The 22,109-nt window shown below is 57.1% G+C and carries 22 protein-coding genes and 1 riboswitch; of the genes, 12 read left to right on the top strand and 10 right to left on the bottom strand.

Annotated features, from left to right (window positions below):
- The first annotated feature begins 72 nt into the window (after positions 1-72).
- Both hldE and glgS read left to right on the top strand, forming a co-directional pair.
- Positions 73-1,509 carry a bifunctional D-glycero-beta-D-manno-heptose-7-phosphate kinase/D-glycero-beta-D-manno-heptose 1-phosphate adenylyltransferase HldE gene (gene hldE / locus F9C28_RS04565; protein WP_199014055.1) on the top strand — a complete coding sequence of 479 codons (1,437 nt, stop codon included), beginning with the start codon at positions 73-75 and terminating at the stop codon, positions 1,507-1,509.
- Between the two features lie 227 nt (positions 1,510-1,736).
- Positions 1,737-1,952, top strand: a complete 216-nt coding sequence (glgS, locus tag F9C28_RS04560) for a cell surface composition regulator GlgS (protein WP_199014054.1) — start codon at positions 1,737-1,739, stop codon at positions 1,950-1,952.
- 37 nt (positions 1,953-1,989) lie between these two features.
- Here the strand turns inward: glgS and ubiK are convergent, their stop codons facing one another.
- Entirely contained in the window at positions 1,990-2,271 is a 282-nt protein-coding gene (gene ubiK / locus F9C28_RS04555) for a ubiquinone biosynthesis accessory factor UbiK (RefSeq protein WP_199014053.1), read from the bottom strand.
- A gap of 121 nt (positions 2,272-2,392) precedes the next feature.
- Positions 2,393-2,544, top strand: a riboswitch (FMN riboswitch).
- A 103-nt stretch (positions 2,545-2,647) separates the two neighbouring features.
- Between ubiK and ribB the strand changes: the two genes are divergently transcribed.
- A complete protein-coding gene (ribB, locus tag F9C28_RS04550) occupies positions 2,648-3,301 on the top strand; it encodes a 3,4-dihydroxy-2-butanone-4-phosphate synthase (RefSeq protein WP_199014052.1) in 654 nt (217 codons plus the stop codon).
- A gap of 77 nt (positions 3,302-3,378) precedes the next feature.
- On the opposite strand, the gene zupT is transcribed toward ribB, so the two are convergent.
- Complete coding sequence (zupT, locus tag F9C28_RS04545; protein WP_199014051.1) at positions 3,379-4,146, bottom strand: zinc transporter ZupT; 768 nt, start codon at positions 4,144-4,146, stop codon at positions 3,379-3,381.
- 180 nt (positions 4,147-4,326) lie between these two features.
- Here zupT and ygiD point away from each other — a divergent pair, with 180 nt between their 5' ends.
- Positions 4,327-5,124: a 4,5-DOPA-extradiol-dioxygenase gene (ygiD, locus tag F9C28_RS04540; RefSeq protein WP_199014050.1), complete on the top strand. Its 798-nt coding sequence runs from the start codon at positions 4,327-4,329 to the stop codon at positions 5,122-5,124.
- 71 nt (positions 5,125-5,195) lie between these two features.
- On the opposite strand, the gene F9C28_RS04535 is transcribed toward ygiD, so the two are convergent.
- The 3 genes from F9C28_RS04535 to tolC all read right to left on the bottom strand — a co-directional run bounded on the left by F9C28_RS04535 (position 5,196) and on the right by tolC (position 8,612).
- Positions 5,196-6,356 (bottom strand): glutathionylspermidine synthase family protein, encoded by a 1,161-nt coding sequence (locus tag F9C28_RS04535; RefSeq protein WP_199014049.1) that lies wholly within the window; start codon positions 6,354-6,356, stop codon positions 5,196-5,198.
- Between the two features lie 5 nt (positions 6,357-6,361).
- Entirely contained in the window at positions 6,362-7,018 is a 657-nt protein-coding gene (locus F9C28_RS04530) for a DUF1190 family protein (RefSeq protein ID WP_199014048.1), read from the bottom strand.
- A 187-nt stretch (positions 7,019-7,205) separates the two neighbouring features.
- Complete coding sequence (tolC, locus tag F9C28_RS04525; protein ID WP_199014047.1) at positions 7,206-8,612, bottom strand: outer membrane channel protein TolC; 1,407 nt, start codon at positions 8,610-8,612, stop codon at positions 7,206-7,208.
- A 210-nt stretch (positions 8,613-8,822) separates the two neighbouring features.
- On the opposite strand from tolC, the gene nudF reads away from it, so the two are divergent.
- Genes nudF through parE form a run of 5 tightly spaced genes read left to right on the top strand, consistent with a single transcriptional unit; the run spans position 8,823 to position 13,245 of the window.
- The gene (gene nudF / locus F9C28_RS04520) at positions 8,823-9,458 is read left to right on the top strand and encodes an ADP-ribose diphosphatase (RefSeq protein WP_199014046.1); all 636 of its coding nucleotides are present in this window, start codon (positions 8,823-8,825) and stop codon (positions 9,456-9,458) included.
- 2 nt (positions 9,459-9,460) lie between these two features.
- Complete coding sequence (locus F9C28_RS04515; RefSeq protein WP_199014045.1) at positions 9,461-9,883, top strand: DUF1249 family protein; 423 nt, start codon at positions 9,461-9,463, stop codon at positions 9,881-9,883.
- 24 nt (positions 9,884-9,907) lie between these two features.
- Positions 9,908-10,735 (top strand): 3',5'-cyclic-AMP phosphodiesterase, encoded by an 828-nt coding sequence (gene cpdA / locus F9C28_RS04510; protein WP_199014044.1) that lies wholly within the window; start codon positions 9,908-9,910, stop codon positions 10,733-10,735.
- Positions 10,735-11,310: an esterase YqiA gene (yqiA, locus tag F9C28_RS04505; protein ID WP_199014043.1), complete on the top strand. Its 576-nt coding sequence runs from the start codon at positions 10,735-10,737 to the stop codon at positions 11,308-11,310. The genes cpdA and yqiA overlap by 1 nt, the downstream gene beginning before the upstream one ends.
- A 42-nt stretch (positions 11,311-11,352) precedes the next feature.
- The gene (gene parE / locus F9C28_RS04500; RefSeq protein WP_199014042.1) at positions 11,353-13,245 is read left to right on the top strand and encodes a DNA topoisomerase IV subunit B; all 1,893 of its coding nucleotides are present in this window, start codon (positions 11,353-11,355) and stop codon (positions 13,243-13,245) included.
- 132 nt (positions 13,246-13,377) lie between these two features.
- Here parE and F9C28_RS04495 read toward each other — a convergent pair whose 3' ends face one another.
- The 3 genes from F9C28_RS04495 to F9C28_RS04485 all read right to left on the bottom strand — a co-directional run bounded on the left by F9C28_RS04495 (position 13,378) and on the right by F9C28_RS04485 (position 15,398).
- Entirely contained in the window at positions 13,378-13,689 is a 312-nt protein-coding gene (locus tag F9C28_RS04495; RefSeq protein WP_199014041.1) for a putative quinol monooxygenase, read from the bottom strand.
- 29 nt (positions 13,690-13,718) lie between these two features.
- The gene (locus F9C28_RS04490; RefSeq protein ID WP_199014040.1) at positions 13,719-14,300 is read right to left on the bottom strand and encodes an NAD(P)H-dependent oxidoreductase; all 582 of its coding nucleotides are present in this window, start codon (positions 14,298-14,300) and stop codon (positions 13,719-13,721) included.
- A 90-nt stretch (positions 14,301-14,390) separates the two neighbouring features.
- Positions 14,391-15,398, bottom strand: coding sequence for a zinc-dependent alcohol dehydrogenase family protein (locus tag F9C28_RS04485; RefSeq protein ID WP_233148908.1), 1,008 nt, complete (start codon positions 15,396-15,398; stop codon positions 14,391-14,393).
- A gap of 140 nt (positions 15,399-15,538) precedes the next feature.
- On the opposite strand from F9C28_RS04485, the gene parC reads away from it, so the two are divergent.
- The 3 genes from parC to ftsP all read left to right on the top strand — a co-directional run bounded on the left by parC (position 15,539) and on the right by ftsP (position 20,291).
- The gene (gene parC, locus F9C28_RS04480; protein WP_199014039.1) at positions 15,539-17,803 is read left to right on the top strand and encodes a DNA topoisomerase IV subunit A; all 2,265 of its coding nucleotides are present in this window, start codon (positions 15,539-15,541) and stop codon (positions 17,801-17,803) included.
- A 209-nt stretch (positions 17,804-18,012) separates the two neighbouring features.
- Positions 18,013-18,771 (top strand): 1-acylglycerol-3-phosphate O-acyltransferase, encoded by a 759-nt coding sequence (locus F9C28_RS04475; RefSeq protein ID WP_199014038.1) that lies wholly within the window; start codon positions 18,013-18,015, stop codon positions 18,769-18,771.
- Between the two features lie 104 nt (positions 18,772-18,875).
- Positions 18,876-20,291, top strand: coding sequence for a cell division protein FtsP (ftsP, locus tag F9C28_RS04470; RefSeq protein WP_199014037.1), 1,416 nt, complete (start codon positions 18,876-18,878; stop codon positions 20,289-20,291).
- 63 nt (positions 20,292-20,354) lie between these two features.
- Here ftsP and hemW read toward each other — a convergent pair whose 3' ends face one another.
- Together hemW and F9C28_RS04460 are read right to left on the bottom strand one after the other, a co-directional pair.
- Entirely contained in the window at positions 20,355-21,503 is a 1,149-nt protein-coding gene (hemW, locus tag F9C28_RS04465; protein WP_199014036.1) for a radical SAM family heme chaperone HemW, read from the bottom strand.
- A complete protein-coding gene (locus tag F9C28_RS04460) occupies positions 21,496-22,089 on the bottom strand; it encodes an XTP/dITP diphosphatase (RefSeq protein ID WP_199014035.1) in 594 nt (197 codons plus the stop codon). The genes hemW and F9C28_RS04460 overlap by 8 nt, the downstream gene beginning before the upstream one ends.
- Between the last annotated feature and the right edge of the window lie 20 nt (positions 22,090-22,109).

The following is a 22,109-nucleotide window of genomic DNA, read 5'->3' as shown; positions in this document are numbered from 1 at the left end:
CCTAACCGCGCGATAACAGTGATTTATGCTATTATCCGCCCAATTTTTTAGTTTCTCTCTGGAGAGTCAGAAATGAAAGTAACGCTGCCCGAATACAGCCGTGCTGGCGTCATGGTGGTTGGTGATGTGATGCTTGACCGTTATTGGTACGGCCCGACCAGCCGCATCTCCCCGGAAGCCCCGGTCCCGGTGGTGAAGGTGGAGAATATCGAAGAACGCCCCGGCGGCGCGGCGAACGTGGCGATGAACATTGCCTCTCTGGGGGCCACATCGCGGCTGGTCGGGCTGACCGGTATTGACGATGCGGCCCGGGCACTGAGCACCGCGCTGAGCGGTGTGAATGTTAAGTGTGATTTTGTCTCGGTGCCGACCCATCCGACCATCACCAAGTTACGGGTGTTGTCCCGTAACCAGCAGTTGCTGCGTCTGGACTTCGAAGAGGGGTTTGAAGGGGTCGATCCTCAGCCGCTCCACGAGCGTATTAGCCAGTCGCTGCCTTCCGTTGGGGCGCTGGTACTGTCTGATTACGCCAAAGGGGCGCTGGCCACGGTACAGCAGATGATAGCCCTGGCGCGCCAGGCCGGTGTGCCGGTGCTTATCGATCCGAAAGGGACTGATTTTGCCCGTTACCGCGGTGCCACGCTGCTGACCCCGAACTTGTCTGAGTTCGAAGCGGTGGTGGGTAAGTGTAAAGATGACCAGCAACTGGTAGAGCGCGGTATGCAGCTGATTGCGGACTTTGACCTGTCTGCGCTGTTGGTGACCCGCTCTGAGCAGGGGATGTCCCTGTTACAGCCAGGTAAGGCACCGCTGCATCTGCCTACCCAGGCCCAGGAAGTATACGACGTGACCGGTGCCGGTGATACGGTGATCGGCGTGCTGGCGGCGACCCTGGCCGCAGGCAACAGCCTGGAAGAGGCCTGTTTCTTCGCCAATGCGGCCGCCGGTGTGGTGGTGGGTAAACTGGGGACCTCGGTGGTTACCCCGGTGGAGCTGGAAAATGCCGTCCGTGGCCGTGCGGATACCGGTTTTGGCGTGATGAGCGAAGATGACCTGGAAGCGGCTGTCGCCGCCGCCCGTAAACGGGGTGAGAAGGTCGTGATGACCAACGGGGTGTTTGACATTCTGCATGCGGGCCATGTTTCTTATCTGGCCAATGCGCGCCGCCTCGGCGATCGGTTAATTGTGGCGGTAAACAGTGATGAGTCCACCCGTCGCCTGAAAGGCGATACCCGTCCGGTGAATCCGCAGGACCAGCGGATGATCGTGCTGGCTGCGCTGGAGTCGGTAGACTGGGTTGTCCAGTTTGATGAAGATACCCCCCAGCGGTTGATCGGGGAGATCTTGCCGGATCTGCTGGTGAAGGGCGGTGATTACAAGCCGGAAGAGATTGCCGGGAGTAAAGAAGTCTGGGCTAATGGCGGTGAGGTCATGGTGCTGAATTTTGAAGACGGCTGCTCAACCACTAATATTATTCGCCGCATTCAAAAGTCTTCGGATAATCAATAGGTTGTTTTTATCCGGTGCGGATGCGCGCCGGCGTGATAAATCCCTCTGGCGGCGCGGGCTGTCCGGGGGATTTTTTTATGCCAGGAAAAGTCGTAATTTTTATGATTTCGCTCAATTAGTGATCGCAATTTGTGCATTTTATGTTCATCCGCGGGGCGGTAAATCTGGCATTACTATAGACAGTAAAAAGCATATGACCAGTTTAGAAACCGACAAGCTGAAGGAGTATGCCAGTGAACCACGATGCGCTGTATTCGTTAGAGAACTTTGATTTTCTGGCCCGTACCTTTGCCCGGATGCATAACGAAGGGCGTACGGTGAACATTAACGCAGTGACAGGAAACATGGATGAAAAGCATCGCCAGTGGTTTTGTAAGCGTTATGCGCTTTACTGCCGCAGGGATGCCAGGGTGACACCCGTCGAACTGGAAGCTGAACACTAATCAAACAGCGGGTCAGGAGGACCCGCTCTTTTTTGCCTTAGTCCTGGGCTTCAATGGACGGATTTTCTGGCTCGGCGGCCTGGCGGGTTTCAAGAGCGGCCAGACGCTGCTCAAGAGCCGTCAGTTTTTCCCGGGTACGCAGCAGCACCTGGGTTTGTACGTCGAACTCTTCGCGGCTCACCAGATCCAGGCGCGACAGCTGAGATTGCAGGATCTGACGGATTTTTTTCTCAACGTCTTCCCCGAATTCGCGAATACCTTTGGGCATGGATTCGTGTACCTGACGGGCGATGTTTTCAATTTTCTTCGGGTCGATCATATTGCGTTCTCTGAGCGGGAAAAGGGATTGCCGCCATTGTAATGCCTGCGCTGCCCGTGGCAAACCGGAAATCGTCAATCAGACCGTTGCCGAGGCTACTCAATAGCGTTATAGTAATCTCGTTTATTCTCAGGGCGGGGCGAAACTCCCCACCGGCGGTAAATCAGCCATGGCGCTGAAAGCCCGCGAGCGCTCCGGAACGATGTCCGGAGGTCAGCAGATCCGGTGTAATTCCGGGGCCGACGGTCATAGTCCGGATGGGAGAGATTAACTCTGTTGGGCCCCGGCTCACTCGCGTTATAATTTAGCCGTTTTACGGCACTCCTAAGACTGCCCTGGTTCTGGTAATCCATAATATTAATGAGGTTTTTTTACCATGAATCAGACGCTACTTTCCGCTTACGGTACACCTTTCGAACGTGTTGAAAATGCATTAAAAGCGCTGCGCGAAGGCCGCGGTGCGATGGTGCTGGACGACGAAGATCGTGAAAACGAAGGGGACATGATTTTCCCTGCCGAAAACATGACCGTTGAGCAAATGGCACTGACTATTCGTCACGGCAGCGGCATTGTCTGCCTGTGCATCACCGAAGATCGCCGCAAACAGCTGGATCTGCCGATGATGGTCGAAAATAACACCAGCGCCTTCGGGACCGGGTTTACTGTGACTATCGAAGCGGCCCACGGCGTGACCACCGGTGTTTCTGCTGCTGACCGTTTGACCACGGTGCGCGCCGCGATTGCTGACGGCGCTAAGCCTGCTGATCTGCACCGCCCGGGGCACGTGTTTCCGCTGCGTGCTCAGCCTGGCGGTGTGCTGACCCGCGGTGGCCATACCGAAGCGACTATCGATCTGGTTACCCTGGCCGGTTTTAAACCTGCCGGTGTACTCTGTGAGTTGACCAATGATGACGGCACTATGGCACGTGCGCCGCAGTGCATTGAATTTGCCCGCCAGCACAATATGGCCGTGGTCACGATTGAAGATTTACGTGAATATCGCGTGGAGCATGAGCGTAAAGCCAGCTAATCCGCGATGCACGACTAAACGAAAAACGGGGCCCTGATATGGCCCCGTTTTTTTATCCCTGATACTGCCCCTGAGCGTCAGCCTAGTCCGTTGCTTTGCAGCACCGAGAGGCTGAGCCCCATCACCGCCATACCGCACAGCACCCCATAACTGGGGTTATTGTGGGGATCAATTTCCCGGGCCAGCGGCATCAGCTCGTCCACCGACAGGGCCACCATAATCCCCGCCACTGCCGCCATAATGGCCGCCATCATCACCGGGGAGACAAGGCTCCCGAGGATCAACCACGCCAGCAACCCCCCGGCGATTTCCGCAAGGCCAGATAACCCGGCCCAGCAAATGGCTTTGCTGCGGGAACCGGTCGCCGCATACACCGGCCCGGCCACCGCCAGCCCTTCGGGAATATTGTGCAGCGCCACGGCCAGGGCAATACCCAGCCCCAGTTCAATGTCGCTGCTGGCCGTGACAAAGGTGGCGATGCCTTCCGGGAAGTTATGCAGGCTGATACCGAGGGTCAGTAATAGTGCTGTACGGCGCAGGTTGCGCGGCTGCATGGTGCCGGTGGTGAGATCCTGGGGGTGGGCGTGGGGCAGGCAGCGATCCAGGGCAAAATAGCCGATCAGGCCGGTGAGAAACATGCTGTAGCCCAGCACCGGTTTCATACCGCCGGTATGCAGCGCGGCGGGGAGCATTTCCATCAGTGAGATCAACAGCATAATGCCAGCGGCAAAACCGATGGAAAACGCCAGCACCCGGTTTGAGGGTTTCTGGCCGATGACGACCAAAAGCGCACCGATAAATGTGGTGGTGCCTGCCAGCAGGGTCAGAATTAGCGGTAGCGACATATCCCCTCCTTGTGACAACTCATATGGTGTTACCGCCTCCGGGTAACCTTTGCCATTATACGATGACTTACCATGTTCAAATTTTCTGACAATCATCATCACGGTTATACCGGTTTCTCTGTACAGAAAACCGCGTACTCTATGTGAATCAACCATATCATTTTGGTTAAGGAAAAGCATATGACCGCACGCATGCCCGCATTATTTCTCGGCCACGGTAGCCCGATGAACGTCCTGGAAGATAACGCCTTTACCCGGTTGTGGCAGCAGTTGGGCACCACCCTGCCGCGCCCCCGTGCGATCCTGGCGATTTCTGCCCACTGGTATACCCGCGGGACCGGGGTCACCGCCATGGAAACCCCGAAAACCATTCATGATTTTGGCGGCTTTCCTCAGGCGCTGTTTGATATTCAGTACCCGGCTCCGGGCTCCCCGGCGCTGGCCCAGCTGGTGGTGGAGCTGCTTGATCCAGTGCCGGTGACCCTGGATAAAGAAGCCTGGGGCTTTGACCACGGCTCCTGGGGGGTGATCATTAAGATGTACCCCGATGCGGATATTCCGATGGTGCAGCTCAGTATTGACTCCACTAAGCCCCCGCAGTGGCACCTGGCGCTGGGGCGTAAACTGGCGCAGCTGCGCGATGAAGGCGTGCTGATTATTGCCAGCGGCAACGTGGCGCATAACCTGCGGGCGGCCCGCTGGCACGGTGAGGATGCGCCTTATCCCTGGGCGGACGCATTTAATGACTTTGTGAAAGAGAACCTGCGCTGGCAGGGGCCTGATGAGCAACACCCGCTGGCGCACTATCTGGATCACTCCGCCGGGGCATTGTCTAACCCTTCGGCGGAGCATTTCCTGCCGCTGCTCTATGCCCTCGGTACCTGGGACGGTAAAGAGCCGGTTAGCGTGATTGGTGAGGGGATGCAGCTGGGATCGATCAGTATGATGTCGGTACAGGTCGGGGCGCTTGCCGGGTAAGGTCATCCGGCCGCTTACTGGCGAGAAAAACAAAGGCACCCGCGGGTGCCTTTGTTGTCATGCGTCGCAGATCACTCAATAAAAGTATGGGGGTAAAAGCGCGACAGATCCTGGGTGATCAGCGCCCGATCTTCCCTGATCCCGATCCCCGCCGCCTGATCGTTGATAAGCCAACTGCCGATCAGCGTGTAGCTATCGCCAAATTTTGGCAGTGGGTAGAACTGCTGCACAATGTAGCCTTCCTCACCATAGGGGCCGTCCACGGCGGCAATTTGCTCGCCGTTCTCGATTATCTTAATATTCGCCCCTTCCCGGGAGAACAGCGGCTTAATCACGTATTTCTCCATTGGCGGGTGGTCTGCATCGGCAAACCAGGCGGGCAACAGATTCGGATGGTCCGGGAACATTTCCCACAGCATCGGCAACAGGGCTTTATTGGAGATAATGCTCTTCCAGGCCGGTTCCAGCCAGCGGACACCGGCGTCTTCCAGCTTGGTGGAGAACATCTCGCGCAGCATAAATTCCCAGGGGTAGAGCTTGAACAGGTTACTGATCACCTGATCCTGGAGATCGGTAAACTGGCCCTTTTCCCCGAGCCCAATATCCTCGACATAGAGAAATTCACTGGCGACGTCTGCCTCGTTGGCGCAGTCCTGCAGATACTGGATGGTGCCCCTGTCTTCTACGGTGTCCCGGCAGCAGGTGAAGTGCAGCAGGTTAAAACCGTGCTGGTTTTTCAGCGTCGCGAAGCGTTCGATCAGCTTCTCCTGCAGGCTGTTAAATTGATCGCTGTTGGCGGGCAGTTTGCCGCTGTTTATCTGATCTTCCAGCCAGATCCACTGAAAGAAGGCCGCCTCATAAAGCGAGGTGGGGGTGTCGGCGTTGTTTTCCAGTAGCTTGGGTTCGCCGGTGCCGTCCCAGGCCAGATCGAGCCGGGAATAGAGCGACGGCTGGTGGGTCTTCCACGACTGACGGACGAACTCCCAGGTGTGTTTCGGGATGCAGAAGCGGGCCATCAGCGCATCACTGTTAATGACTTTTTCCACCACCTGGAGGCACATCTGGTGTAGCTCCTCAGTGACCGCTTCCAGCTTTTCAATTTGCGCCAGGCTGAACTGATAATAGGCGTCCTCACACCAGTACGGCTCCCCGTACATGGTGTGAAAATTAAACCCGTATTCGGTGGCTTTTTCGCGCCAGTCCGGGCGCTCGGTAATTGCGATACGCTCCATAGCCGTTAGCCGCCCATTGAACGGTGGGTGGTGCCGCTGGCGCTGCGCTGCATGGTGGACTGTTTGGCCACAGACTCACCGAAGCCGCCGCGGGTAACCGTACTGGTGGTGGCCGGTTTCGGGGCCATCGCGGTTTTCGGTACCGTCATGGTGCGGCCCGGGGTGGCGGCGCCGTAGTTTTTACCGCTGGCATCGGTATAGCGGCCATAGGCCGGGCTGTTTGGGTTCTTAGAAGAGAACAGTGGCTGCTGGGCAAAACCGGCCCCGCCGCCCATCATGCGGCCCATCATATAACCGGCCATTAATGGCATCCAGAAGCTGCCGCCGCTGGAAGACTCCGCCGCCATACCGGCTTGTGCGGGTGCCTGCTGGCACTGGCCTTCGCCAAATTCGGCGATGCAATCTTCCCGGGTGGCGTATTTCGGTGCGGTGCGCTCGGCTTCTTTTACGGCATTGTTATAGGCGGTAGTACATTCCGCGTTTTTGCCGGGATTGGCCTGAGAGCAATCGTCCGCATTCTGGTAGAGGGAGACGGTTTCGTCAGATTTTTCGCATCCGGCCAGCATAAATACCGCGCTGACCGCCAGTGCGACCGGCGTGAGGTGGCGCGCATTCCAGCTTTTGCGGAATGTCGCATGGTTAATACGTTTTGTCCTTTTCATGATGATTTCCCGGCCCAGTGGTGATTCAAAAACAGCAAGAGCCGTCAGGATAGGTGATAGGTGGTGGAAATTGAAGCGATCAGTGGGGGAGAGAGGCTAATCTTTACGTTGCCTTACGATCGCTGGCCGCCGGGAAAATAACAAAAAGGCGTGCTGAGCACGCCTTTTTTCGCCAGAGCGTGAAAAATCACTGCATCGGGGCGGTTGCCATCCGCTCAGCGGCCGCTTCCTGGGCTTCGTTTACCGGTGCGACCACGTCAGGGGTGGTGGAGATCGGTTTACCCAGGGTGCTGTTCAGCGCCACCAGATCCTGCTCATTGAGCGTACCCAGCGCAGACTTGATATTCAGCTGGTTGATCAGGTAGGTGTAGCGGGCGTTAGCCAACTGCTGTTTTGCGTTATACAGCGTGGTGGTCGCGTTCAACACATCGACGATGGTACGGGTACCCACGGAGTAACCGGCTTCCATCGCGTCCAGAGAGCTCTGGGCAGACACCACGGTCTGTTTGTAGGCGCTGATGCTACTGACCGACGCGTTGACGTTGTTGTAAGACGAACGTACGTTCTGGATCACGCTACGGTGGGCGGATTCGAGCTGCTCGCTGGCGCCGACAAACGCGTACTGGGCCTGTTTAACCTGCGAGGTGACTGAGCCACCGGAATAGAGCGGCAGTGAGAAGTTCAGCCCAATCTGGTTCTGGCCAGAGATATTATCCGTGGAGCCATTATCGTGAGATTTGGCGTTATAGCGGTTATTGGTAATACCGGTCGACGCTGTCAATCCTACGGTAGGCAAGTGGCCGTCTTCCGCATAGCGGATTTGCTCACGGGCCAGATCCTGGCTCAGACGGGCCTGTAACAGGGATAAGTTACGTTTTTCCGCCTCTTTCAGCAGCGCGGTGACCGGATCGGCGCGGTTAGGCTTAAAGCCGTCAACGTTCAGCGAGGAGAGCTGCGGGTAGTATGTCCCGGTGACCTGGCGCAGGGCTTCCACGGCGTTATCCAGATTATTACGGGCGGTAACTTCGTCCGCCAGCACGCTGTCGTACTGGGCGCGGGCGTTTTGTACGTCGGTTATCGCCACCAGGCCTACGTTAAAGCGCTGGGAGGTCTGATCTAACTGCCGGTAGATCGCCTGTTTCTGTGCTTCGGTGTAGGACAGGTTATCAATGGCGTTCAGCACGTTAAAATAGGCCGTCGCGGTGTTGAGGATCAGGGTCTGCTGAGAGGTCTGATAGGTGACATCCTGAATACCAGCAGATTTTTCCTGCAGGGTCAGGGCGCGCCATTTGGACATATCAAAGATGGTCTGGGTCAGTGACAGTGCGCCGCTGGTAGTATTAGAATTCATGCCAGAGCTGTCCCGATAGCCGTTCTTATAGCTATAATCGGCACCCAAACCGAGCTGCGGCAGCAAGGGGCTGCGTGCTTCGTTGATCTTTTCAAACGCTGCATCACGGTCCGCGGCAGATTTGCGCAGGTCCGGGTTGCTGGTGCGCGCCTGCTGATAAACCTGGAGCAGGTTCTCTGCCTGGCTCATGGTACTGAATCCTGCCAGACTCAGCCCGATAAGAAGTGGGAGCAGTTTCTTCATTTGCATTCCTTGTTGTGAAGCAAAAATTTTTTGTTAGCGCTGACAAAGCCAAAAATGATCGCCGATTCTAGCAGAATCCGCCAGCGGTTGAAGTTGACCTTGTGTGCCATACCGGCGGTTTATTGGGTCAATTTATCTCATTCCCTGCGCACAGCGGACGATAATAGCGAAAATCGTATCTCTCATCACAATAGCAGGCAGGATTTCACCATGACGAATAAATCACCGGCACCCGTAGCGACACTGACTAAAAATGATGTAGAAATTATTGCACGGGAAACGTTATACAGTGGTTTTTTTTCACTGGAGTTGTACCGTTTTCGTCACCGGCTTTTCAATGGTGAAATGAGCGGTGAAGTACGGCGGGAAATTTTTGAACGCGGACACGCCGCAGCGCTGCTACCCTTTGACCCGGTGCAGGATAAAGTGGTGCTGATTGAACAAATCCGTATTGCGGCCCTGGAAACCAGCGAAACGCCCTGGTTACTGGAGATGGTCGCCGGGATGATTGAACCGGGCGAAACCGTTGAACAGGTTGCCCGTCGTGAATCAATGGAAGAAGCCGGGCTGACGATAGGGCGTACCAAACCGGTACTCAGCTATCTGGCCAGCCCAGGAGGCACCACCGAAAGAACTTCTATTATGGTGGGTGAAGTGGATGCCGCCAGTGCCCATGGAATCCATGGCCTGGCGGATGAAAACGAAGATATTCGGGTTCATGTGGTAAGCCGGGAGCAGGCTTACCAGTGGGTAGAAGAGGGGAAAATCGACAACGCGGCGTCTGTGATTGCCCTGCAATGGCTGCAGTTGCATCACAACGCGCTGAAAAAAGAGTGGGACCATTGAAAATGAAGCGCTATACACCTGACTTTCCAGAAATGATGCGATTGTGTGAGAAAAATTTTGCACAATTACGCCGCTTGCTGCCCCGTGATGATGTACCAGGCGAAACGGTAAATTATCAGGTAAATAATGCGCGATATCGATTAACTATTCTTGAGTCAACCCGCTACACTACGCTGGTGGAAATTGAGCAAACTGCGCCAGCCATCAGCTACTGGAGCCTGCCGTCAATGTCGGTTCGGCTGTATCATGACGCCATGGTCGCGGAAGTGTGTTCCACTAAGCAGATCTTTCGTTTTAAAGCACGTTATGATTATCCTAATAAAAAGTTGCATCAACGCGACGAGAAACACCAAATTAACCAGTTCCTGGCGGACTGGTTGCGCTATTGCCTGGCGCATGGAGCGATGGCGGTTCCGGTTTGTTAGCGTTGTGAAACCTAAGGACACCATTTGGAAAGCCTGTTAAATCTTCCTGTTGCTGGTGGGGCCAGCGTCAGGATCTTGCAAATTACCGATACCCATCTGTTTGCAGGAAAAAACGAAACCTTACTGGGTGTGAAAACCTGGGACAGCTATCAGGCTGTCCTGCAGGCGATTCACGCCCAGGCAAAAGAGTATGATCTTATTGTCGCCACCGGTGATCTGGCCCAGGATCACTCCCTGCAGGCGTACTATCATTTTGCCGAAGGGATTGCGCCGTTCGGGCTCCCCTGTGTCTGGCTGCCGGGCAACCATGATTTCCAGTCCGCCATGTACAGCGCCCTGCAAGAGGCGGGGATCTCGCCGGCCAAACGGGTAACCGCCGGGGATGCCTGGCAGATTATCCTGCTGGATAGCCAGGTATTTGGCGTCCCCCACGGTGAGTTGAGTGAGTATCAACTGGAGTGGCTGGATAGCGTTTTAGCCCAGGATCCTGAGCGCCACACGCTGTTATTGCTGCACCACCACCCGCTGCCGGCAGGGTGTAGCTGGCTTGACCAGCACAGTCTGCGCAACGCCGGGGAACTGGATCAGGTATTACGCCGTTATCCGCAGGTCAAAACCCTGTTGTGCGGACATATTCATCAGGAGCTGGATGCCCAGTGGAATGCGCGCCGGGTGCTGGCTACCCCTTCGACCAGCGTTCAGTTTAAGCCCCATTGCACCAATTTCACCCTGGACACAATCCCGCCCGGGTGGCGCTGGCTGGTGTTACACCCTGATGGGACATTAACCACTGAAGTGTGCCGTATTGATGATGCGCAGTTCAGCCCGGATACCGAATCTGAAGGTTACTGATGTCGACATTGCTTTATCTGCATGGTTTTAACAGTTCTCCCCGTTCTGCCAAAGCGACCCTGCTCAAAGGCTGGCTGGCGGCGCACTACCCCCACATCGAGATGGTGATCCCGCAGTTACCGCCGTACCCGGCTGATGCCGCCGAAATGCTGGAAGGTATCGTGCTGGAGCACGGCGGGGAAGATTTTGGGGTGGTGGGCTCCTCCCTCGGGGGCTATTACGCCACCTGGCTTTCCCAGTGTTTTGTGGTCCCGGCGGTGGTGGTGAACCCGGCAGTACGGCCTTTCGAACTGCTGGCGGACTATCTGGGGGAGAACCAGAACCCCTACACCGGCCAGCAATATGTGTTAGAGTCACGCCATATTTACGATCTGAAAGTGATGCAAATTGAGCCGCTGGAATCGCCGGACCTGATTTGGCTGTTACAACAGACCGGGGACGAAGTGCTGGATTACCGCCAGGCGGTGGCCTACTACTCCGCTTGCCGCCAAACGGTGGAAGAGGGCGGAAATCATGCTTTTGCAGGCTTCGAAGATCATTTCCCACAGATTGTCGATTTCCTCGGGTTACATTAAGCCCGGGGCGATGTTCTGTTTTGCTATCTGAATGAATACACCATGACGCAATCATATAACGCGGATGCCATTGAGGTACTCACCGGGCTTGAGCCTGTTCGCCGTCGCCCGGGGATGTACACGGACACCACCAGACCTAACCATCTGGGACAGGAAGTTATCGACAACAGCGTGGACGAAGCGCTGGCAGGCCATGCGAAGCGGGTGGACGTTATTCTGCACGCCGATCAGTCACTGGAAGTGATTGACGACGGGCGCGGGATGCCGGTTGATATCCACCCGGAAGAAGGGGTGCCCGCCATTGAACTTATCCTCTGCCGGCTCCACGCCGGGGGGAAATTCTCTAATAAAAACTATCAGTTCTCCGGGGGCCTGCACGGGGTCGGGATCTCGGTGGTTAACGCCCTGTCAAAACGGGTGGAAGTTAAAGTTCGTCGTGACGGCCAGGTTTACGCCATGGCATTTGAAAACGGCGATAAAGTTGAAGATCTGGCGGTGGTCGGGACTTGCGGTAAACGCAACACCGGGACCAGCGTGCATTTCTGGCCGGATGAAGCCTTCTTCGACAGCCCGCGCTTTTCGGTATCGCGCATGAGCCACCTGCTGAAAGCGAAAGCGGTGCTGTGCCCCGGGGTGGAAATCACCTTTACGGACAAAGTGAACAACACCGAACAGCGCTGGTGCTATCAGGATGGCCTCAACGACTATTTGTGTGAAGCGGTTAACGGCCTGGTCACCGTGCCGGAAAAACCGTTTGTCGGCACGTTCAGCGGTGAAACGGACGCCATTGACTGGGCGCTGCTGTGGCTGCCGGAAGGGGGCGAAATGCTCACCGAGAGCTACGTCAACCTGATCCCGACGATGCTGGGAGGCACCCACGTTAACGGGCTGCGCCAGGGGCTGCTGGACGGCATCCGCGAATTTTGCGAGTTTCGTAATCTGCTGCCGCGCGGCGTGAAGCTGTCGGCGGACGATATCTGGGAGCGCTGCAGTTATGTGCTGTCGGTGAAAATGCAGGATCCGCAATTTGCCGGGCAGACCAAAGAGCGCTTGTCATCACGCCAGTGCGCGGCGTTTGTCTCCGGGGTGGTAAAAGACGCATTCAGCCTGTGGCTCAACCAGAACGTGCAGGCGGCTGAGCAACTGGCGGAAATGGCGATTGCCAGCGCCCAGCGCCGGTTGCGCGCGGCGAAAAAGGTGGTGCGTAAGAAGCTGACCAGTGGCCCGGCGCTGCCCGGTAAACTGGCGGACTGCACCGCCCAGGATTTACAGCGTACCGAACTGTTCCTGGTGGAAGGGGACTCTGCGGGCGGCTCTGCCAAGCAGGCCCGGGACCGTGAATACCAGGCTATCATGCCGCTGAAGGGCAAAATCCTGAACACCTGGGAAGTCTCTTCCGATGAAGTGCTGGCCTCCCAGGAGGTACATGATATCTCCGTGGCGCTGGGGATTGACCCGGACAGTGACGATCTGAGCCAGCTGCGCTACGGCAAGATTTGCATCCTGGCGGATGCGGACTCCGATGGTTTACATATTGCCACGCTGCTATGTGCGCTGTTTGTCCGCCATTTCCGCGCCCTGGTGCAGGGCGGCCACGTCTATGTGGCGATGCCGCCGCTGTATCGTATCGACCTGGGCAAAGAGGTGTACTACGCCCTGGATGAGAACGAAAAAGACGGGGTGCTGGAGCAACTGAAGCGTAAAAAAGGCAAGCCGGGGGTACAGCGCTTTAAAGGGCTGGGCGAAATGAACCCGCTGCAACTGCGTGAGACGACCCTTGATCCCAATACCCGCCGCCTGGTGCAGTTGACCATCAGCGATGATGATGCCGATAAAACCCTGGCGGTTATGGATATGCTGTTAGCCAAGAAGCGCTCGGAAGATCGCCGTAACTGGCTGCAGGAGAAAGGCGACATGGCAGATATTGACGCCTGATAGCCGCGCTACGCACCAGATAACGCCACCTGCGGGTGGCTTTTTTTTGGCCATAAGGGCGCCCGTGGCCCGGATAAATGCCAAAAAAAAACCACCGGAAGCCGGTGGTTTAATCGTCTTACCGCGCCGGAATTATGCGTCTTCCAGGATGCGGATATGCAGATCTAATACGTCGTCTTTGGTGGCTTCCCCAAACGCTTTCATGTGCGGCGTTTGCAGGTGTGCTTCCAGATGGGCAACGGATTCCCATTTTTCCACCATCATGATGGAGTCCACCGCCGTGGCCTGGAACGGCGCGCTACTGTCGTGGTCTACCAGTGCGCTATAGCCGTGGCAACCGTCTTCCTGCAGCACGGTCGGGGTGTTTTTCTTAATGGCTTCAACAACAGCCTGACGATGGTGTAACCCGGGACGGGTACGAATTTCAGCTATCACTGTCAGCATGATTAACTCCTGTTTTATCAGAACCCCAGTTAACCAAAAATTTCACTAAGATGCTTGCGATATTCTGCGGTATAGCGCGGAACGTCAGGCAGTTTCATCACGTCATTGGCAATAAAGGTTGGCAGCGGGCTCATGGCCAGGAACTGGTTAGCTTTATGGAACGGCAGATACACACCGTCCACCCCGGCACCGTGGAAGAACTGTTTTTCGTCTTCGAAGGCTTCCAGCGGGGCGTTCCAGGTCAGGGATAGCATATATTTGGTGTCGTGCAGCAGGCCACCGGAACCGTATTTTTTGCTGGCGTCAGAGCGGGTGCGGCCATCGCTGGCATACAGCTTGCCGTGGCCCGCAGTGAAGACATCATCCATATATTTTTTCACCGTCCAGGGCGCACCCATCCACCAGCCCGGCATCTGCCAGATAACCACGTCGGCCCAGACAAATTTCTCGACTTCGGCCTCAATGTCATAGTCAGCGTCGGCGCGGGTAACCTGCACGTTATGCCCGGCATCACGCAGGTAGCTTTCTGCAACATCCGTCATGGTGTCGTTCAGCTGGCCGTTAGAATGGGCGAACTTTTTCGCACCATTGATCAGTAAAATGTTGCTCATATTTTAATCTCGTATCTGTGAATATAATCACGGATTTTATCTGACAACCGTTATCAGTAACATGACAATAATGTACAAATACTTTTGCGATCACGGCAATAATAGTGGCGGCATCACCAGCAGCGGGCGCACCGCTCTCCCGCCCTGAGAATACAGCCGGATAGCCTGCTGCCAGTCAGCCAGGGCAACGTGGCGGCTGGCGCTTATTATGCTGCTGGCCAGTAATGGCCAGATATCGCCAAATAGCGCCTGCCACTGGGGCCCGGTGATGGCCCCCAGGGTATTGCGGATATGAAACCAGTGGACGCGGGGAAGGGGCTGCAACTGGTGGAAAGGGCGACCGGACAGCAAACCGTAACAGACAAAGTCAGCATGGGCCGGTAGCGCCGCCAGCAGGGCTTGTGCCAGCTCTCCGCCGGTGGCGTCAAAGACCAGATCGGCGCAGGCCGCGGCGCGCACGATGGCGGCGCTATCGGTTTGGCGGATGGGGGTAATGCCGCAGGCCGCCAGGCGCGGCGCGTGGGCCGGGCTACGGTGGACCCCGCTCACTGATAGCGCCCCCTGGCGTAATGCCCACTGGCCGAGCAGTAGCGCGCAATCAGACCCGGCGGCAGTCAACAGCAGGTGCTTCCCCGCAGGGGGATGCTGTTTCAGCATCAGCAGGGCCGCCAGAGGGTTAATATAGCCACGGGCCGCAAGGGGGTCATCAATAGCATCCGGTACCGGGATAGCCCACTGTGGCTCACAGGCCACCACGGATTGCCAGGTGCCCTGGCCCCGCAGCGGCAATACCCGTTTACCGAGGAGCCCGCGATATTCAGCCGGGGCATTGGTCACAATACCCACCCCTTCATACCCGGCCACCTGCGGAGGGATGACCCGGTGGCCATAAGCACCGGTTACCGGGATCAAATCCGAGGCATTCACCGGCGCATATAACATGCGCACCTGCAGTTCTGCCGCGCCCACTGGGGCCAGTGGCGCTTGCTCCAGTTGCAGAACCTGTTCGGGGTCACCAAAGCGGCGATACCAGATGGCCAGGTTACGCACCGGTGCGTGGTGTGGATGGGGTGTGGTTTCCGGGGAGGATGGCATCATGGTAACAACCTGTAAAATCACTGAGGCGTACAGTTTACCTCAGCGTCGCTGTGCTCTGGGCGCCAGATAAGGTACTATCAACGCCATTCTGGCCGTAATTTTACCGCCACTGCACGCGAGCTTGAGGACAATAACCAATAATGAGCGATCTGACTCATGATGGTGCAGAGCGCCAGGCGCTGCACGAATTCACCGAAAACGCCTACCTGAACTACTCCATGTACGTCATCATGGACCGCGCCTTGCCGTTTATCGGTGATGGGCTGAAGCCGGTTCAGCGTCGTATAGTGTATGCCATGTCTGAGCTGGGCCTGAACGCCAGCGCCAAGTTTAAAAAATCGGCCCGTACTGTGGGTGACGTTCTGGGTAAATATCACCCCCACGGCGACAGCGCCTGCTATGAAGCGATGGTGCTGATGGCGCAGCCATTTTCTTACCGCTACCCGCTGGTAGACGGGCAGGGGAACTGGGGGGCGCCGGATGATCCGAAGTCTTTCGCCGCCATGCGTTATACCGAATCCCGGCTGTCGAAATATGCCAGCGTGCTGCTGGGGGAACTGGGCCAGGGCACGGTAGATTATGTGCCGAACTTTGACGGCACCCTGGACGAGCCGAAAATGCTGCCCGCCCGCCTGCCAAATATCCTGCTGAACGGCACTACCGGCATCGCGGTAGGGATGGCCACCGACATTCCGCCCCATAACCTGCGTGAAGTCGCCCAGGCGGCAATCACCCTGATTGATGAGCCGAAAGCGTCTCTGGATCAACTGCTGGATATTATCCAGGGGCCGGATTACCCCACCGAGGCGGAGATTATTACCTCCCGGTCGGAAATCCGCAAAATCTACCAGAATGGTCGCGGTTCGGTGCGGATGCGCGCGGTATGGAAAAAAGAAGACGGCGCGATGGTTATCACCGCGCTGCCGCATCAGGTATCCGGCGCCCGGGTACTGGAGCAGATTGCTAACCAGATGCGGGCTAAAAAGCTGCCAATGGTGGACGATCTGCGGGATGAATCTGACCATGAGAACCCCACCCGGCTGGTGATTGTGCCGCGTTCTAATCGGGTGGACATGGAACAGGTGATGAACCATCTGTTTGCCACCACCGATCTGGAAAAAAGCTACCGGGTCAATTTGAATATGATTGGCCTGGACGGCCGCCCGGCGGTGAAAGACCTGCTGCAAATCCTCAATGAGTGGCTGGTATTCCGCCGCGACACGGTACGCCGCCGCCTGAACTATCGCCTGCAGAAGGTACTGAAACGGTTACATATCCTCGACGGTTTGCTCACCGCATTCCTCAATATTGATGAGGTTATTCATATCATCCGCAGTGAGGATGAGCCCAAGCCGGTGCTGATGTCCCGTTTTGAACTCAGTGAAACCCAGGCAGAGGCCATCCTCGAACTGAAATTGCGCCACCTCGCCAAACTGGAAGAAGTGAAAATCCGCGGCGAGCAGAGCGACCTCGAGAAAGAACGCGACCAGCTCCAGGGGATCCTGGGCTCGGAACGCAAAATGAATACCCTGCTCAAGAAAGAGATCCAGGCCGATGCGGACGCCTTTGGCGATGACCGCCGCTCGCCGCTCCAGGAGCGTGAAGAAGCGAAGGCCATGAGCGAGCACGACATGTTGCCGTCTGAGCCGGTCACCATTGTCTTGTCACAGATGGGCTGGGTGCGCAGTGCGAAGGGCCATGATATCGACGCCCAGGGGCTGAATTACAAAGCCGGGGACAGCTACCTGGCCGAGGCGAAAGGGAAAAGTAATCAGCCGGTGGTATTTATTGACTCCACCGGGCGCAGCTATGCGCTGGATCCGATAACCTTACCGTCTGCCCGCGGCCAGGGTGAGCCGATTACCGGTAAATTGACCCTGCCGCCAGGGGCGGTGGTTGAGCAGTTACTGATGGAGAGCGATGACCAGAAACTGCTGATGGCGTCGGATGCGGGCTATGGCTTCGTGTGTACTTTTGCGGATCTTGTCGCCCGTAACCGGGTCGGTAAAACCGTTATCACCCTGCCGGAGAACGCGAAAGTGCTCTCCCCGGTACGGATCGAGAATGAACAGGATCTGTTGCTGGCCATCACCGCCGCTGGCCGGATGCTGATGTTCCCGGTTGGGGATCTGCCGCAGCTCTCCCGCGGGAAAGGGAATAAGATTATTTCCATCCCGTCGGCAGAGGCCGCCAGCGGCGCAGATAGCCTGGTGCATCTGTATATTCTGCCACCGCAAAGTTCGCTGACTATCCACGTAGGTAAACGTAAGCTGAAATTGCGCCCGGAAGAGCTGCAAAAGGTACGCGGGGAACGCGGGCGTCGCGGCACGCTGATGCGTGGTTTACAGCGGATTGATCGGGTGGAAATTGACGCCCCGGCACGGGCCGCCACTGACGAGGAGTAATGCCATCATCCGGGGCCGGATAACTGGCCCGGCGACTGAACGGTGAGCCGTACTGGCGCAGTACTTTCGGGCCAGTACGATACGCAAAAACGTCTGTTCTCCGTATTATTTTAGCGCCTGGGTCGGGCCTTGTGGCGCACTTATGCTTTCCGGTGTTTTTTGTTATGGAATCGGTATACTGACACCGGCGTTATGCTTCTGAGGTCGTTATGCTAGCTATTGTTCGTTTTATTATTGTTGTTATTTACTGCATTCTGGTTTGTGTTCTGGGATCCATTTGGTGTTTGTTTAGCCCGCGCAACCCGCGTCATGTAGCGACCTTCGGCCACCTGTTTGGGCGCATGCATCCTTTATTTGGGCTGCGTGTTGAGACCCGCTATCCTGCCGGGGCTGACAAGTTTGGTAATGCGATTTACATCGGTAACCACCAAAATAATTACGATATGATCACCGCATCCAGTATCGTGCTGCCCCCGACGGTTGCCGTAGGTAAAAAGAGCCTGATCTGGATCCCCCTGTTTGGCCAGCTATACTGGCTGACCGGTAACCTGTTGATTGACCGAAATAACCGCGCCAAGGCACACAGCACCATTGCCCAGGTGGTTAAGCAGTTTAAACGCCGTAAGATTTCTATCTGGATGTTCCCGGAAGGGACCCGTAGCCGGGGCCGCGGGCTGCTGCCGTTTAAAACCGGGGCATTTCACGCCGCCATTGCTGCCGGGGTGCCGATTATTCCGGTGTGTGTTTCCAATACCAATAACAAGATCAAACTTAACCGCTGGAATAACGGGCTGGTTATTGTTGAGATGCTGCCGCCTATTGATACGTCCGGTTACGGGAAAGATCAGGTGCGCGAGCTGTCTGCCCACTGCCGTCAGCTTATGGAAGAGAAAATTAACCAGCTCAATGCGGAAGTTGCTGAGCGGGAAGCGGCCGGAAAGGTAGCCAGAAAAAAAGAAGCCCGCTGATCACGCAACGGATGGCCGGGCAGCATGGTCACCATTAGGTTTATTTTTTATGTCTTGCGGCGCGCGTAGACGCCGCTCTTCAGAGAGTCTTACACGGAGCAATTATGTCACTCAGTCGGCGGCAGTTTATTCAGGCATCAGGTGTTGCGCTTTGCGCAGGCGCGGTGCCACTGAGGGCAAACGCAGCAAGCCAGCAGCCACCGTTACCGGTTCCCCCGCTGCTGGAATCCCGCCGCGGTCAGCCGCTTTTTCTGACCATGCAGCGGGCGCACTGGGCTTTTACCAGCGGTTTAGGTAAGGCCCAGGTGTGGGGGTTTAATGGCCGCTATATGGGGCCCACCATCCGCGTGTGGAGCGGGGATGATGTCAAAATGATTTACAGCAACCGACTGACAGAAAACGTCGCCATGACGGTCAGCGGTTTGCAGGTCCCCGGCCCCCTGATGGGCGGCGCGCCCCGGATGATGTCCCCCAACGCTGACTGGGCGCCGGTATTGCCGATCCGCCAGCAGGCGGCCACGCTCTGGTATCACGCCAATACCCCTAACCGCACCGCCCAGCAGGTATACAAAGGGCTGTGTGGGATGTGGCTGGTGGAAGATGAGGTCAGCAAATCCCTGCCGGTGCCTAATCACTACGGGGTGGATGACTTTCCGGTGATTATTCAGGATAAGCGGCTGGATAACTTCGGCACGCCGGAATATAAAGAACCCGGCAGCGGTGGCTTTGTGGGGGATACTCTGCTGGCTAACGGGGTACAGAGCCCGTATGTGGAAGTCTCCCGGGGGTGGGTGCGCCTGCGCCTGCTCAATGCGTCCAACTCCCGGCGTTATCTGCTGAAGATGAGCGATGCCCGCCCGCTGCACGTTATTGCCGGTGATCAAGGCTTTTTACCGGCCCCGGTTTCTGTCCAGCAATTGTCACTGGCACCCGGGGAACGCCGGGAGATCCTGGTCGATATGACGGACGGTAACGAGGTGTCTATCACCTGTGGTGAGGCCGCCGGTATCATGGACCGCATTCGCGGGTTCTTTGAGCCGTCCAGTATCCTGGTGTCCACCCTGGTACTGACCCTGCGTCCCACCGGGTTGCTGCCGCTGGTGACCGATACCTTACCCACTCGCCTGCTACCCGATGAAATTATCGGCGGGGCAGCCTCTGCCAGCCGCGATATCAATCTGACCGACGATCCGGGGATCAACGGCCAGCTGTGGGACATGAAACGGGTGGATATCCGTACCCGCCAGGGGACCTGGGAGCGCTGGAATATTCGCTCGGATTCGCCGCAGTCGTTCCATATTGAAGGGGTGTCATTCCTGGTGCGCAACGTCAATGGCGCGGCACCGTTACCGGAAGATCGCGGCTGGAAGGATACTGTCTGGGTTGATGGGCAGGTGGAGTTACTGGTCTACTTTGGTCAGCCTTCCTGGGAACACTTCCCGTTCCTGTACGCCAGCCAGACCCTGGAAATGGCCGATCGGGGTTCCATTGGCCAGTTGCTGGTTTCCCCGGCCCCTTAATCCTCGTGCCCCTTAAGCCTCGTGAAAGACGGGCATCGCCCGATACCCGTCTTTCTCTGTCTGCTAGTCCGCTTCTTCTTCCGCCAGGAACAATTCCAGTAGCGAATTGAGAAACAGCTTGCCGTGGGCGGTTATCTGCCAGTGGCTGGCGCTTTCGGTGATATAACCCGCCGTAAGGGCAGCGGTTATCTGTGGCCGAATCACCTGCTCATCCAGCCCGGTAAAGCGGGAGAAGTCCGCCCGGGGGGCGGCTTCCAGCAGGCGAAAGCGGTTCATAAAAAATTCGAACGGCTTATCTTCGGTTGCCACATCCCGCTGGCGGTCAAGGTATTTCCCGGCCAGATATCCCCGGGGATGCCGGGTCTTCGCGGTGCGCAGGATACGCCCGTCCGGGAAGGTGATTTTGCCGTGGGCACCACAGCCGATGCCCAGATAATCCCCGAAGCGCCAGTAGTTCAGGTTGTGCTGGCACTGGTAGCCGGGCAGGGCATAGGCGGAAGTCTCATACTGCTGATACCCGGCGGCGCTGAGTAACTGGTGACCCTGCTCGAAGATATCCCACAGGGCGTCGTCATCCGGCAGCACCGGCGGGCGGGAGCCAAACAGGGTATTGGGTTCAATGGTCAACTGATACCAGGAGAGGTGCGGCGGGCGCAGCGCAATGGCCTGGCGCAAATCATCCAGTGCCTCTTCCAGGGACTGGTCCGGCAGGCCGTGCATCAGATCGAGGTTAAAACTGCGCAGCCCCAGGTTGCTGGCCATGGCGGCGGCGCGTTTAGCCTCTTCTGGCCCGTGGATCCGGCCCAGGCGGGTCAGCTTTTCGGCGCTGAAGCTTTGTACCCCAATGGAAATCCGGTTTACCCCGGCCTGGTGGTAGCGGGCGAAGCGGTCCGCCTCAACGGTACCCGGGTTGGCTTCCATGGTGATTTCGGCGCTGGCGGCCAGCGGGAGCCGGGCGCGAACCCCGTCCAGCAAGGCTTGCATCGCCTCCCCACTCAGCAGGCTGGGGGTACCGCCGCCGATAAAGATAGTTTGAATGGCGCGTCCCTGAGCCCAGGGCGCATCATGGTCCAGATCGCGCAATAAATGCCGCACGTAGTCGTCGTGGGGCACGTCACCCTTCAGGGCGTGAGAGTTGAAATCACAGTAAGGGCACTTCTGCACGCACCACGGAATATGAATGTACAGGCTCAGGGGAGGCAGCTCAGCCATGGCGCATTGCTTCCAGTAACAGTTTCAGCGCCTGGCCACGGTGGGAGATTGCGCGTTTTTCATCACGGGTTAACGCCGCCGCGGTTTTCCCTTCACCGGGGACAAAGAAGATAGGATCATAGCCGAAGCCGCCTTCACCGGCCGGTGTGCGGGTGATCTGGCCTTCCCAGCTACCGTGGCAGACCAGCGGGGTTGGATCGGCGGCGTGGCGCAGATAGACCAGTACACAATGGAAGCGGGCGGTACGCTGGTCGTCGGGCACGTCTTGCATGGCATCCAGCAGCTTCTCGAGGTTTTGCCGATCGCTGGCGTCTTCCCCGGCGTAACGGGCAGAGTAGATCCCCGGGGCACCCCCCAGGGCATCCACCGCCAGCCCGGAGTCATCGGCAATGGCGGGCAGGCCGGTAATCTGGGCCGCGTGGCGAGCCTTCAGAATGGCGTTTTCAATAAAGGTCAGCCCGGTTTCGTCGGCAGACTCGACGCCCATCTCGGTCTGGGCGACGATATCGAGGCCGAAATTACCCAGCAGATCGGCCAGCTCACGCACTTTCCCGGCGTTACCGGTGGCGAGGACAACTTTTTGCATCAGAGAGATCCTGTGGTTAC

This window comes from Shimwellia pseudoproteus, from assembly GCF_016415625.1.
Lineage (GTDB): Bacteria > Pseudomonadota > Gammaproteobacteria > Enterobacterales > Enterobacteriaceae > Shimwellia > Shimwellia pseudoproteus.
Note: the sequence above shows the minus strand (reverse complement) of the source record. Positions and strands in the feature narration are given on the sequence as shown.

Coding starts and splice junctions, on each gene's coding strand:
- ygiD (WP_199014050.1), top strand. CDS start 4,327: ATGACCGCACGCATGCCCGCATTATTTCTCGGCCACGGTAGCCCGATG.
- F9C28_RS04485 (WP_233148908.1), bottom strand. CDS start 15,398: ATGATGCCATCCTCCCCGGAAACCACACCCCATCCACACCACGCACCG.
- tolC (WP_199014047.1), bottom strand. CDS start 8,612: ATGAAGAAACTGCTCCCACTTCTTATCGGGCTGAGTCTGGCAGGATTC.
- ftsP (WP_199014037.1), top strand. CDS start 18,876: ATGTCACTCAGTCGGCGGCAGTTTATTCAGGCATCAGGTGTTGCGCTT.
- nudF (WP_199014046.1), top strand. CDS start 8,823: ATGACGAATAAATCACCGGCACCCGTAGCGACACTGACTAAAAATGAT.
- F9C28_RS04535 (WP_199014049.1), bottom strand. CDS start 6,356: ATGGAGCGTATCGCAATTACCGAGCGCCCGGACTGGCGCGAAAAAGCC.
- ribB (WP_199014052.1), top strand. CDS start 2,648: ATGAATCAGACGCTACTTTCCGCTTACGGTACACCTTTCGAACGTGTT.
- F9C28_RS04515 (WP_199014045.1), top strand. CDS start 9,461: ATGAAGCGCTATACACCTGACTTTCCAGAAATGATGCGATTGTGTGAG.
- parE (WP_199014042.1), top strand. CDS start 11,353: ATGACGCAATCATATAACGCGGATGCCATTGAGGTACTCACCGGGCTT.
- hemW (WP_199014036.1), bottom strand. CDS start 21,503: ATGGCTGAGCTGCCTCCCCTGAGCCTGTACATTCATATTCCGTGGTGC.
- glgS (WP_199014054.1), top strand. CDS start 1,737: ATGCCAGTGAACCACGATGCGCTGTATTCGTTAGAGAACTTTGATTTT.
- F9C28_RS04495 (WP_199014041.1), bottom strand. CDS start 13,689: ATGCTGACAGTGATAGCTGAAATTCGTACCCGTCCCGGGTTACACCAT.
- ubiK (WP_199014053.1), bottom strand. CDS start 2,271: ATGATCGACCCGAAGAAAATTGAAAACATCGCCCGTCAGGTACACGAA.
- F9C28_RS04460 (WP_199014035.1), bottom strand. CDS start 22,089: ATGCAAAAAGTTGTCCTCGCCACCGGTAACGCCGGGAAAGTGCGTGAG.
- yqiA (WP_199014043.1), top strand. CDS start 10,735: ATGTCGACATTGCTTTATCTGCATGGTTTTAACAGTTCTCCCCGTTCT.
- parC (WP_199014039.1), top strand. CDS start 15,539: ATGAGCGATCTGACTCATGATGGTGCAGAGCGCCAGGCGCTGCACGAA.
- zupT (WP_199014051.1), bottom strand. CDS start 4,146: ATGTCGCTACCGCTAATTCTGACCCTGCTGGCAGGCACCACCACATTT.
- F9C28_RS04490 (WP_199014040.1), bottom strand. CDS start 14,300: ATGAGCAACATTTTACTGATCAATGGTGCGAAAAAGTTCGCCCATTCT.
- F9C28_RS04530 (WP_199014048.1), bottom strand. CDS start 7,018: ATGAAAAGGACAAAACGTATTAACCATGCGACATTCCGCAAAAGCTGG.
- hldE (WP_199014055.1), top strand. CDS start 73: ATGAAAGTAACGCTGCCCGAATACAGCCGTGCTGGCGTCATGGTGGTT.
- F9C28_RS04475 (WP_199014038.1), top strand. CDS start 18,013: ATGCTAGCTATTGTTCGTTTTATTATTGTTGTTATTTACTGCATTCTG.